This is a genomic window from Legionella sp. JM-2024, assembly GCF_055389095.1.
On record NZ_AP039388.1, the window covers coordinates 1,514,622 to 1,526,910 of the forward strand.

A 12,289-nucleotide genomic window follows, 5' to 3' on the forward strand; every position below is an offset into this window, starting at 1 on the left:
TGCTATGCTTTTAAAAGAACTGTTGAAACTCTACTGCAAAAGAACGGTTAGTTAGCTCAAGGAGTAGTAAATGATAATACGGGATTATTTATTGGCTACCTTCTTCTTGATGATCACATCCTCCTTAGCTTATGCCATGCGATGTGGAGATAAATTGGTGTATGAAGGGGATAGCCAGTACACAGTTCTTTCTAAATGTGGAGAGCCCCTGGATAAATTCATGTATGAAGAAAGTGTACCATTATATAATGCTGCTGGTTATCAAACAGGTTATGGTACTAGTACAATGGAGACTTGGGTTTATCAAAAATCGCCTGTGGATTTTCAATACGAATTAATTTTTGATTATGGGAAATTGAAACGCATTAACGTAAATCGCAACCCATAGCGCAGACTAATTGTTAGCGAAGGTGCTCTCAAATTTAATATGGTGCCAGAGTTTTATGAGGAAAAAAAATGAAAATGTTATTGAGCTGGTTGCTGATGGGATTTTCTGTTTTGTCCTATGCAAATAATGATGTTGTCATGAAAGTTAGCTCCAAAGATCCCAACTTCGTTGTCAGTCTGGCGGCTAACCCAACCACTGGTTATCAGTGGTCTGTAGTAAAATTTGATAAGAATTTACTCACATTAAGTAATAGTATTTATGAAAAGCCGCAAACTAATCTGATTGGGGCAGGTGGTAAAATGTTATTTATTTTTAATTTGAATAAGGGCAAAACCTATCCAGCCCAGACCAAAATGGTATTTAAATATGCTCGATCCTGGGAGCCCGATAGCGGAACTATAAAAAAGGTAACAATCAACTTTGTTGATCCTGTTAATAATTAAGAACTGTTCACGCTATATCACTGGAATGCCATATCTGAACCATCTTAAACGAAAAACTGACTGATAAATCCCCACATACTGATGTATGCTGCGCTTACTCAGTCAGTTTTTCATTCGACCCTGATGCCACTCCGGCATTTCATCAAGACATCAAGATTCAAGATATACACCCTGAACGGTTACTAAATAACAACTAAGATTCTTTTTTTCTAAAAGGCAGATATCTTGGTTCCCAAAAAAGTTCATCAATTAATCTTGGTAGATCTTTGTCCTGATTTTTTTGAGCATAGCCTGAATCAATGGCACATTGAGCTACAGCAATGGCTATTTCTTTGGCTACAATCTGTGCATTGTCTAATGACGGCAATAGAGGTAAAAAACTGTCTTTTTTACTTGGGGCAAATTTACTTAAAGTCTGAGCTGCGGCCAAAATCATATCTTTAGTCAACCGGGAGGCGCTTACTGCTAAAACACCTAAACCCATACCAGGAAACACCAGAGCATTATTACACTGAGCGATTTGCACCATTCGATTCTGATATTCAACGGGGGGAAAAGCAGTTCCAGTGGCAACTAATGCTCGTCCTTTACTCCATGCCAGTATATCAGATGCTTGTGCTTCACAACGCTCATCTGGATTGGATAGAGGGAAAATGATAGGGCGATCACAAGTGGCGGACATGGTTTCAATAATATCTTGTGAAAAGGCGCCTGTTTGGGCTGAACAGCCGATTAAAATAGTAGGCTTAATCTGCCTTACTGTGTCAGTGAAAGAGGGGGAATGTCTGTTATTGATTTCCCAGGACTGAATATCTCCGGGATCACGGGCATAAGGTTTTTGAGCATCAGTGAGTTCTTGATCATTGGCAAGCAACAGGCCTTGTTTGTCAATCAACCAGAATCTTCCGTAAGCATCAGCAAGACTCAATCCATTTTTGACCATCGCATCAATTATTTGATCGCTGATGCCTGTGCCCGCAGAACCCGCGCCGAACACTACTATTTTTTGTTCGTGCAAGGGGAGTCCAGTCACATCGCAGGCTGCCAGAATTGCTGCTAAAGTGACAGCCCCTGTTCCTTGAATATCATCATTAAAAGTACACAATTCATCCTGAAATTGGTCCAGGATTCGTCGAGCGTTTCCTCGACCAAAGTCTTCCCAATGTAAAAAGGCATTGGGAAATTGTTTGTGAATTGCATTCACAAAGGTTGTGATAAAATCATCGTATTCAGAATTTTTAATTCTTGGGTGGCGGCAACCAAGATACATTGGATCATTTAATAAATCCTGATTATTGGTTCCAACATCAAGAAATACTGGTAAGGTGCGTGTCGGATCAATGCCGCCACATAAACTGTATACCATTAATTTGGCAACCGGTATATCCATTCCACCTATTCCTTGATCTCCGATGCCTAGCACTCCCTCACCATCAGTTACTACAACCAGATCTATGTCTGGGTTTGATCGGTTATTAATTATTTCTTCGAGTTGGTTTTTATCTGAATGAGCAATATACAACCCTCTTGGCTGCCTGTATTCGTGACTGAACCGTTTTACGGCAGCACCAACGATAGGCGTGTAAATGATGGGTAACATTTCTCCTAAATGACGACTTAAGAGTTTATAAAACAGTATTTGGTTTTTATCATGTAAATTATTTAAATAAATATGTTGTTGTAATCGTGTCGTATAACTGGAATATTGCAGATAAGCTCGCTTTACTTGCTCATCAAGGGTTTCTACACGGTGAGGGAGTTTCCCCAAGAGACCAAATTCTTTTCTTTCTTCCTGAGTGAACGCTGTTCCTTTATTTAATTGTGGCGTAGTGAGTAAAGGTTTCCCGCATAATGAAGTTTCTATATATAGCTCGCTCGTTTGGGGATCACGATTTAATCTAAAATCAAGCATATGGTATTCTCATAAGATAGCGTTACTTGCTGACTGGTGATAATATCGACTTTTTGTAGTTTACATCAAGAGGGTGCGTATGAGTAAGTACTTAGTGATAATATTAATCACCTTAGGATTAGTTTCATGTCAGTTTAAAAAAGATGAACAATATTATCGCTCCCATCCTTCCGAACTGCAAAGTGCCTTAAAATTGTGCCCAAATAAGCAACCAGATGGATTAAGTTGTCAGCAATTAGAAGCAATTGGCAAAAGGATGAATAGTCTGGCTTATCAATTACAATACAATCCACAAGAATTTGGTAACAAAATTTTGGCCTTGCAACAAGTCATCGCCAAACAACAAATGGAAATACAGAAAAAAACTGCTAATGCTGAACTACAAGATTCTTTGGAAAAAAATCAAAATGATCTTGCTTACTATTTAGCAGTTGTGAAATGGTTAGAATCACCAGAGAGTTAAATATGAAAATATTAGTAAGTAATGATGATGGAGTTTTAGCGCCTGGGATAAAAATTTTAGCTAATGAACTGGCGACGATAGGTTCAGTTGAAGTGGTTGCGCCTGATAGAAATAGAAGCGGTGCCAGTAACTCTTTAACTTTAAGACAACCTTTAAGGGTCAAACAATTGGAAAATGGCTATTACAGCGTGGATGGAACACCAACTGACTGTGTGCATTTGGCATTAACCGGATTTTTAGATCCCATAGCAGATATAGTGGTATCGGGGATTAATGAAGGTGCCAATTTAGGCGATGATGTGCTTTATTCCGGCACTGTAGCAGCGGCTATGGAAGGTCGTTACTTAGGGTTGCCTGCAATAGCTGTTTCATTGGTAGGTGATAATGTACAACATTATGAAACAGCTGCAATCATTGCTAAACAATTAGTTATCAAATTAAGTATTAATAGATTACCTTCTCAAACTATTTTAAACGTTAATGTTCCTGATTTGCCACTGAATAAGATAAAAGGTTTGCAGGTAACCCGATTGGGAACTCGCCATGGCGCTGAGCCTATTATTAAGGAGTATGATCCCAGAGGAAGGCCAATTTATTGGGTTGGCCCACCAGGCATAGAAGCAGATGCTGGTGCTGGTACCGATTTTTTTGCAATTAAAACAGGTCATGTCTCTATAACGCCACTCCATTTAGACATGACTCATTATAAACTATTTGATCATTTATCTACCTTGCTTAACGAAATCTGCATAGAAAATTAATAAATTATAAATGAGATAATAATGCGCCTATTTTGCAAACAATTAATTTGTCTTTTTCTTATCCTGAATCTTGCCGGTTGCTCCACAAGAAATGATTTGGCACCTGTGACAGAGTTAAAATGGCAGCCTTTTTCAAAACATCAAAAGTTTCATACAGTACGACGCGGTGAGACGCTGTATGCAATAGCATTCCGGTACGATACAGATTATAGAAAGCTCGCAACGATAAATCATTTAAGATCACCTTATTCTTTGCGAGTAGGGCAAGTTTTAAGCTTAAAAGGTATTGCACCGAGATTGCATCGATTCAATTCTGCCTCCAGAGGCAATTTACGTAAGCCTTATAAGCCAAAGCAAAAAATCATTTATTCTCCATCTTATAATGTACGCTCCACTTCAGGCTGGTTATGGCCAGTTACTGGTCGCGTTGTTACAACATTTATCCCATCTCAAGGCAAAAAGGGCATAAATATTGCATGTAATAAAGGAGACAAAGTTCGAGCTTCTGCTGGTGGAATTGTGGCTTATGCTGGTAGTGGTTTACCAGGGTATGGTAATTTAATTATTATCAAACATAATAATGAATATTTAACTGCCTATGCTAACAATGTCAGAAATTTGGTCACAGAGGGCCAACGAGTTAATTCAGGGCAAGTAATAGCAGAAGCTGGTTTGATAGATCGAACGTATTGGGGTGTACATTTTGAAATTAGAAGGGCAGGTGTACCAGTTAATCCATTGAATTATCTACAAAAAGGTTGACATATAACTTATAGTTATAGCAACAATAGACTTGTTAAGAAGTACAAAACTATTTCAAGGCATGGCTAAACATACAGGTGATACAATGCAAGATGAAGAAGAGCCAATTAAAGATAAGGAAATCAAGGAAGAAGAATGGTCAGAACCAGATGATGATTCCTTGTTATCGGAAGACGAGATTGAACCAGATATCGAAAAAATAGCAGATGAAGTTCTTAATGAATTTCCAGAGTTTGAGGAAGATGAAGCTATCCCTCTATTTCAACGTGGAAAAAATATTGCCAAGGCTTTAGACGCTACTCAACTTTATTTGAGCGAAATTGGGTTTTCACCATTACTTACAGCAGAAGAAGAAGTTCATTATGCTACGCTGGCTCTGAAAGGAAATGTTGAGGCACGTAAGAAAATGATCGAGTCGAATTTGCGATTGGTTGTTAAAATAGCCAGACGTTATCTTAATAGAGGTTTGCCTCTTCTTGATTTAATTGAAGAAGGGAATTTGGGTTTAATGAAATCTGTTGAGAAATTTGATCCCAAGCGAGGATTCCGTTTTTCAACTTATGCCACATGGTGGATTCGACAAACAATTGAACGCGCTATTATGAATCAAACGCGAACTATCCGATTGCCTATTCATGTCGTGAAAGAGCTAAATGTCTACCTTAGAGCAGCCAGGCAGTTAACCCAAAAACTTGATCATGAACCATCTCCCGAAGAAATAGCGGAAATGGTTGATAAACCATTAGAAGATGTTCAAAAATTATTGGGTTTGAATGACAAAGTAGCTTCAGTGGATACGCCAATTGGGTTTGATGAAACAAAATCCTTGCTGGATACTATTGCTGATGAAAACAGTGTAAATCCTGCTGAGCTGCTAACCAATGAAAATTTAAGGCAGCATATAGAGTCTTTATTGGATAAATTAACTGAAAACCAGCAACAAGTTATCGCAAGGCGCTTTGGATTAAGAGGTTTTGAAAAAGCGACGCTTGAGGATGTTGGGAAGGAAATTGATTTAACTCGTGAGCGTGTTCGTCAAATTCAAGTTGAAGCCTTGAAGACACTAAGAACCTTGTTAGAGCGAGTTGGATTAACACAAGAGGATTTGTTTTAATTCTGAGTCTGGTTGTCCGCCAATGCGGATAACCAGGACTAATCGTTCACAGGCTGTATAATAACTCAGCATGAAGCAGTAATATATCATATAGCATAAATAATCGAATAAACCACCTAAGGCTAACATTAAAAAACACTATGTTTAACAGAGCCGTGAACGATTACCGGCAGGATCTAGTATTTCGTAAGTATTGAATCAGTTGTATGAGTTTGAACCTTCATATTTTCTAATATTTCCTTGCTTGGATATGAACCAGGAATATTTCCTGCTCTGTCAGCAACTCTGAACGTTATATCATCCCACCATGGATCCACACCATTAGGATATAAAGCATTTTGAATAATATTTCCAAGCGTTATGTCATACTTCGGATCTATGTTAACATCAACAATAGCAGTATAGCTAATACTATTATCAGATCCCTGAATTTCTTTATTTGAATCAAAAAAATAAAATTTGTTATCTTTGAAGTAACAAGCTGTACTATGAAGTTGACCATCTATCATCATTAATTTACCATCATTCTGCTGATTGGCAAAATTAGTAAAAAAATCACCGAAATGCCCAGATCCTGGAGAATATGAGAGATAATATTCGTTCTGTAAGCTTTCTTCTTTCCCCCAAATACCAACCAGATCTTTTTGTTTTTGTTCAGGTAAATCCTTGGCTTGGGCATGGAATGAATTATCATTAGACACGGAATTTTTAGAACGAGCCTCATTAATGTCTTTTCCAAGTAGTAAAAATGATCTCACTAACTGTATGACATATTCAAAATGTTGTTGTAGTTTAGGGTCCATATCTATAGAGAAGTCTTTACAATTCATGATCTTATCAATCATTTCAAAATACATTCCAGGTTGGCCATTCAATATGGATTGCGCCCACAATCCTGATAGACCCAAGCACATTCCCTCATTAATATCATTGATAATATTAACTACATCTTCAATGTTATATTCCTCAGGATTTTTTATCGTATTACTTATTAGATAACGTTGAAACTGTTTGATTATCGATTTTTGGTCAAATTGGACGGGCGGTTGTTGAGGAGTAAAATTTCGTTCAATAATGGATTCAAAATTTTCTTGTTGGGGTTTTTCTGGTACACAATCTACAGGTTTTTTTCCATCTTTATTTTCCATATATGAACATATACTCATCCAATCAATTTTGGAATTTACCTTCCCTGTTTCTTCGCATAACGTTCTTACTATTGAACGGTCACCAGTGCTGATAGCCAAATGTAGCAGATTATTCCCATCTTTGTCAGTTATAATAGGCAACCAAACAGCATCTTCCCCTAGTTCCCTAGCCAATGTTTGAGCCAGTTCTTTAATTTCATTTATTTCTCCATAAATAATATGATCTTTAAACTGATTAAAAATCGCTTGAATCTTATTAAAATTCATAATAGTGTGCTGATGATTGATAATCGACCAAAATTATACTGTATTTAAATTATAGTATATTGATTCATTGGTATTCTTGATTTGTCGATCGTACGTTTCTCTGAAATTCGAGTCTGTTAATAAATACACCAATAATGGTGTCATGTATCCATTTTAAGATTCATTGTTTAGTGCTAATTATGGGCTAATTATGGAAGCACTAATTGACGTTAGTGATTTAAGCCGACTAAATAGACCTCTTGCATAACCTGTCTCCTTTATTTTATTGCTGCGTTGTAAAGGTTTCTGCAGTGCTCATTTACTCCATGTAAACTCCCGCTACTCGAAACCTTTATGCCTTGCACTAAAGCAAAATAGGCAGGTTATGCAAGAGGTCTATTGAATGGGGAAGCAAGTGGAATGCAACCATGCTGACAGACATAAAATTTCTTTAGTTGACTCTTCGAAAAGAACAGTTAGATCAAACTCTTTATGTCTGTCATTACTTTTTTAAATAACAATTTGTCAGTCAATTTTTCCTAATAACTGACGATAATTCAGGTCAAAATAATCCTAAATATGTGTTTGATAATTTCACTACTTCAAAAACAATTTCTTATTTACCAAACTCTACCTTAAAACCCTGCCAACAATCGAGGTAATCGGTTTGTCTGCTAGGATGATGATATGCTTGTTCAGTAACTTGCCAATAATCTTTGGTTTCAAACATAAAGGCCAGGGAATCAATATAACTTGGCTTTAAATCTTGAGACGCTGCCGTTTCGTAGGATTCATAATCAGGGCCGTGTGGGGTCATACAGTTGTGAATGCTGATGCCTCCAGGTATAAATCCCTCTTTCTTCGCGTCATATTCTCCATGAACAAGACCCATTAATTCGTTCATATAGTTTCTATGAAAATAAGGGGGTCTAAAAGTATGTTCAGCAACCATCCAGCGAGGTGGAAAAATAACAAAATCCAGGTTAGAAACTCCGGGTATTTCACTTTCTGAAGTTAGCACTGTGAATATGGAAGGATCCGGGTGATCAAAGCTAACCGTGTTAATGGTATTGAATAAGCTGAGGTCATAGCAATAAGGCGCGTAATTTCCATGCCAGGCAACAACGTTTAGAGGGGAATGATCGCAAACTGCAAACCATAATTTTTTCTGATTTTTACAGATTATAGTGCATTCCTTAGTAGTTTCTTCAAATGCAGCTAATGGATATTGGAAATGTCGTGGGTTTGCAAGACCATTTGCACCAATGGGGCCTAATTGAGGTAAAGTCAGGGGAATACCACTATTCTCGCAAAGATATCCTTTCGCTTCTTTGCTGATCAATTCCACTTTAAATTTTATACCCCGCGGGATGACTGCAATCATGCCAGAACAGAGATTTAATTTCCCAAATTCGGTATGTAAAATGATTTCACCGACATAAGGAACAAATAATAATTCCCCATCATTATTGGCAAAATACTTGTCACTCATAGAATGATTACAATAATAACTATAAGCATTGATCAAAGGACTACCTGCAATATGAAACAGACCTTCAATAAAATCGCATTTTATTTGGGAACTGCTATAAAAAGGAGACCAACGCAAAGCATTAGGTGATTGTTCCTCAACAAAAGACTTTACTATATTGAATTCATACGGATAATATGCCCCTTGAATAACAGTAGGAAGTACTCTATAGAGCCAGCTACGAAGATTGTTGTGCCGGGGCCGAGTAAATGAGGTCCCACTCAATTGCTCCGCATAAAGACCCATGTTACAGCGTTGAGGTGAATTTTGATTAGGAGGTAATGCTCCTGCAATAGCCTCAGTGTGGTGATAATTACCAAATCCTTGCAAGTACACAGTGAAATCTCCTTAAAGATTTTTGGATGGTGCTAGGATAGTCTAAAAAAGTTGAAATTGTCGAGAGTAGATATTGCTTTAGTCATTTTTTTTGATGATAGAGCGTTGTATAATCGTTCTATAAAAATTTGCTTAGAGGTGGAGTGATGGCTGGTCATAGTAAATGGGCTAATATTAAGTTTCGTAAAGGTGTGCAAGACGCCAAACGAGGGAAAATATTTACAAAATTAATACGTGAAATTACAGTGTCTGCCCGTATGGGTGGTGCAGATGAATCAAGTAATCCACGTTTGAGAGACGCTGTTAAAAAGGCACTCAATGCGAATATGAAACGTGATACCATAGATAATGCTGTAAAGCGAGGAGTTGGTGGTCTTGATGGCGAAGCAATGGTTGTTATGCGTTATGAAGGTTATGGGCCAGGTGGCGTGGCCATATTAGTGGATTGTTTGTCGGATAATAAAAACCGCACAGTCTCAGAAGTCAGGCACGCCTTTTCAAAACATGGGGGTAACTTAGGCACTGATGGTTCGGTATCTTATCTTTTCACTAATCAAGGTGAAATTCTGATGGTAGAGGGGCAATCAGAAGATAAGGTGATGGAAATTGCAATTGACGCAGGGGCTTCTGATGTTTCTATTGAGGGCAATCAGGTAGAGGTCATTACTCCCGTTGAAACTTACCACGCTGTTTTGAATGCTTTGCAGGATGCTGGTTTGGAGGTTGAACAATCTCATTTAACGATGCGAGCGCAAACTTTGATTCCAATTAGTGATGAAACTGCTGAAAGTTTAATTAAGCTGATTGATATGTTGGAAGATTTGGATGATGTACAAGAAGTTTATAGCAATGCCGAGTTTTCTGAGAAAATATTAGAATCAATGAATTAATGACTATTATATTAGGGATAGATCCAGGTTCACGGGTTACAGGATATGGATTGATCAAAGAATCAAACCATAAAATGGAATACATCGATAGTGGTTGTATTCGTACTTCAACTGATGCGGAATTAAGTCAGAAATTATTGCAAATATACGATGGAATATGCCAATTAATGGATCATTATTCACCAACTGAAGTTGCGATAGAACAGGTATTTATACATCACAACCCTAATTCAGCTTTGAAATTGGGGCATGCGCGAGGTGTTGCTATGGTAGCAGCGGCTTCGCATCGTGTGAAAATCAGCGAATACTCAGCAAGAGAAATAAAACAAACGGTAGTAGGTTATGGAGCAGCAGAAAAAGATCAGGTCAGTCATATGGTTGTTGAACTTCTTATGCTAAATAGTTCTCCACAAAAGGATGCTGCTGATGCATTAGCTATAGCAATATGTCATAGCCATATGAGAAATGGTTTGTCTGCATTAATAGGAACACGAGGAATAAAGAGAAGGAGAAGAAGACTATGATCGGATGGCTCCATGGTCAAATTGTAGATAAACATCAACCAGGAAAATTAGTTCTGAATGTTAATGGTGTAGGATATGATGTAGAAACATCACTGAATACTTTTTTTCAAATAGAAAGTAATGATCAGCCAATTGGGTTGCATATTCATACAGTGGTTCGTGAAGATGCTTTGTTATTGTATGGATTCCTGGATAAAGAAGAGCGCTCTTTATTCAGGGCGTTAATTAAAGTGAATGGGGTAGGTCCCAAAATGGCTATGGCCATTTTATCCAGTATTTCTCCCAAAGAATTTATTCAGTGTATTCATCAGGAGAATTCAGCTTTATTAACAAAATTGCCTGGCATTGGCAAGAAGACAGCCGAACGACTAGTTGTTGAAATGCGAGATAGCATGAAACAATTTGGTGAATCAACTTCTGATGTCATCTACAAACAAGGAATTAATCTTCGTAGTCAAGATGAGGCGATTAGTGCTTTAGAAGCCTTAGGTTATAAACCGCAAGAAGCACTGAAAGCAGTGAATAAAATTGATAATGGCGATAAGAGTTGTGAACAATTGATTCGAGAGGCATTACAAATTCTCTCTTCGAGATAACATAGTTAGGACTTAATCAATACTCCAGGCTCGAGGCAAAAAGGTTTTTAATGACAGCGTTTAGATAAACTAAATGATTGAAATAAAAAATATTTTTTAATGATGAGATTGGGGGGTGTGTAAGTTTTGATAGTAAAATCTTCTTAATCATTGATCTCAAATGTTGCCAATCACTTTGTCTGTAAATTAATCCCATATAGTCGACTTATTCTTCATCAGTTTAGCATAAGGAATTAACTGAGACTGAGTTAAGGCAGTTGTGACTGTTTGAATTATCCTATAAGCTGTTATTGCTATGATTTTTTAACGAAATCTTAGAAACAGTTTACCTCATAACAAACAGGAGCATTTATGAAAAGAATTACAGGTTTTGCTGTAAGTGCAATGCTAGCCTTTACTGTTAATGCCACTGATGCTCAAGTGAGTACTCATAATAATTACAATGCAAATAAAGCCAAAACTGCTCAAGCCAAAACTGCTCAAGCCAAAACTGCTCAAGCCAAAACTGCTCAAGCCAAAACTGCTCAAGCCAAAACTGCTCAAGCCAAAACTGCTCAAGCCAAAACTGCTCAAGCCAAAACTGCTCAAGCCAAAACTGCTCAAGCCAAAACTGCTCAAGCCAAAGCTGCTCAAGCCAAAGCTGCTCAAGCCAAAGCTGCTCAAGCCAAAACTGCTCAAGCCAAAGCTGCTCAAGCCAAAACTGCTCAAGCCAAAGCTGCTCAAGCCAAAACTGCTCAAGCCAAAACTGCTCAAGCCAAAGCTGCTCAAGCCAAGGCTGCTCAAGCCAAAGCTGCTCATGCCAAAGCTGCTCAAGCCAAAGCTGCTCAAGCCAAGGCTGCTCAAGCCAAAGCTGCTCAAGCCAAAACTGCTACTGCAGATGCAATTTCTTCAAAGATCACTCACAAAGATGTGTCTCAACAAACTCTAGAGCATAAGACTAGTGTGAAAACAGCGAAACATAGTGTTCAAGCGGATAAAGAAGCACAAGCTGTAGTGGACGATGTGGACGATGCTCAAGATCATAAAGCGGATTCTCGAAGCTAATTTGGAGATATTCCTGAAAAATTTTGTTAGATATAAACCTGAATAAATGCAGTAGTTAATCGATTGGGTATGACCCCTGATTGTTGTAAGAACAACAAATTCTGAAAAAAGACCTTGTCGTCCCCACACAG

General features: G+C 37.9%; 13 protein-coding genes. 10 read left to right on the forward strand and 3 right to left on the reverse strand.

The window, feature by feature from the left end:
* Positions 1 to 70 precede the first annotated feature (70 nt).
* Together ACZ5EK_RS06710 and ACZ5EK_RS06715 are read left to right on the forward strand one after the other, a co-directional pair.
* On the forward strand, positions 71 to 388 hold the full coding sequence (locus ACZ5EK_RS06710) for a DUF2845 domain-containing protein (RefSeq protein WP_464432083.1): 318 nt from the start codon (positions 71 to 73) through the stop codon (positions 386 to 388).
* 68 nt (positions 389 to 456) lie between these two features.
* Positions 457 to 831, forward strand: coding sequence for a protease inhibitor I42 family protein (locus ACZ5EK_RS06715; protein WP_464432085.1), 375 nt, complete (start codon positions 457 to 459; stop codon positions 829 to 831).
* Between the two features lie 193 nt (positions 832 to 1,024).
* On the opposite strand, the gene ACZ5EK_RS06720 is transcribed toward ACZ5EK_RS06715, so the two are convergent.
* On the reverse strand, positions 1,025 to 2,743 hold the full coding sequence (locus tag ACZ5EK_RS06720) for an NAD-dependent malic enzyme (protein WP_464432087.1): 1,719 nt from the start codon (positions 2,741 to 2,743) through the stop codon (positions 1,025 to 1,027).
* A gap of 79 nt (positions 2,744 to 2,822) precedes the next feature.
* On the opposite strand from ACZ5EK_RS06720, the gene ACZ5EK_RS06725 reads away from it, so the two are divergent.
* The 4 genes from ACZ5EK_RS06725 to rpoS all read left to right on the forward strand — a co-directional run bounded on the left by ACZ5EK_RS06725 (position 2,823) and on the right by rpoS (position 5,843).
* Positions 2,823 to 3,206 carry a hypothetical protein gene (locus tag ACZ5EK_RS06725; protein ID WP_464432089.1) on the forward strand — a complete coding sequence of 128 codons (384 nt, stop codon included), beginning with the start codon at positions 2,823 to 2,825 and terminating at the stop codon, positions 3,204 to 3,206.
* Between the two features lie 2 nt (positions 3,207 to 3,208).
* The gene (surE, locus tag ACZ5EK_RS06730; RefSeq protein WP_464432090.1) at positions 3,209 to 3,967 is read left to right on the forward strand and encodes a 5'/3'-nucleotidase SurE; all 759 of its coding nucleotides are present in this window, start codon (positions 3,209 to 3,211) and stop codon (positions 3,965 to 3,967) included.
* A 21-nt stretch (positions 3,968 to 3,988) separates the two neighbouring features.
* Positions 3,989 to 4,729, forward strand: a complete 741-nt coding sequence (locus ACZ5EK_RS06735; RefSeq protein ID WP_464432091.1) for a peptidoglycan DD-metalloendopeptidase family protein — start codon at positions 3,989 to 3,991, stop codon at positions 4,727 to 4,729.
* A gap of 85 nt (positions 4,730 to 4,814) precedes the next feature.
* Positions 4,815 to 5,843 carry an RNA polymerase sigma factor RpoS gene (gene rpoS, locus ACZ5EK_RS06740; protein WP_464432093.1) on the forward strand — a complete coding sequence of 343 codons (1,029 nt, stop codon included), beginning with the start codon at positions 4,815 to 4,817 and terminating at the stop codon, positions 5,841 to 5,843.
* Between the two features lie 176 nt (positions 5,844 to 6,019).
* On the opposite strand, the gene ACZ5EK_RS06745 is transcribed toward rpoS, so the two are convergent.
* Positions 6,020 to 7,258 (reverse strand): hypothetical protein, encoded by a 1,239-nt coding sequence (locus ACZ5EK_RS06745; RefSeq protein ID WP_464432095.1) that lies wholly within the window; start codon positions 7,256 to 7,258, stop codon positions 6,020 to 6,022.
* A gap of 595 nt (positions 7,259 to 7,853) precedes the next feature.
* A complete protein-coding gene (hmgA, locus tag ACZ5EK_RS06750) occupies positions 7,854 to 9,104 on the reverse strand; it encodes a homogentisate 1,2-dioxygenase (RefSeq protein ID WP_464432097.1) in 1,251 nt (416 codons plus the stop codon).
* Between the two features lie 146 nt (positions 9,105 to 9,250).
* Between hmgA and ACZ5EK_RS06755 the strand changes: the two genes are divergently transcribed.
* The 4 genes from ACZ5EK_RS06755 (at position 9,251) to ACZ5EK_RS06770 (ending at position 12,158) form a co-directional block, all read left to right on the forward strand.
* A complete protein-coding gene (locus tag ACZ5EK_RS06755; RefSeq protein ID WP_464432099.1) occupies positions 9,251 to 9,994 on the forward strand; it encodes a YebC/PmpR family DNA-binding transcriptional regulator in 744 nt (247 codons plus the stop codon).
* Positions 9,994 to 10,518 carry a crossover junction endodeoxyribonuclease RuvC gene (gene ruvC / locus ACZ5EK_RS06760; RefSeq protein ID WP_464427262.1) on the forward strand — a complete coding sequence of 175 codons (525 nt, stop codon included), beginning with the start codon at positions 9,994 to 9,996 and terminating at the stop codon, positions 10,516 to 10,518. Before ACZ5EK_RS06755 ends, ruvC begins: the two co-directional genes overlap by 1 nt.
* Positions 10,515 to 11,114 (forward strand): Holliday junction branch migration protein RuvA, encoded by a 600-nt coding sequence (gene ruvA / locus ACZ5EK_RS06765; RefSeq protein ID WP_464432101.1) that lies wholly within the window; start codon positions 10,515 to 10,517, stop codon positions 11,112 to 11,114. The genes ruvC and ruvA overlap by 4 nt, the downstream gene beginning before the upstream one ends.
* A gap of 351 nt (positions 11,115 to 11,465) precedes the next feature.
* Positions 11,466 to 12,158 carry a hypothetical protein gene (locus ACZ5EK_RS06770; protein ID WP_464432102.1) on the forward strand — a complete coding sequence of 231 codons (693 nt, stop codon included), beginning with the start codon at positions 11,466 to 11,468 and terminating at the stop codon, positions 12,156 to 12,158.
* The last annotated feature ends 131 nt before the right edge of the window (positions 12,159 to 12,289 follow it).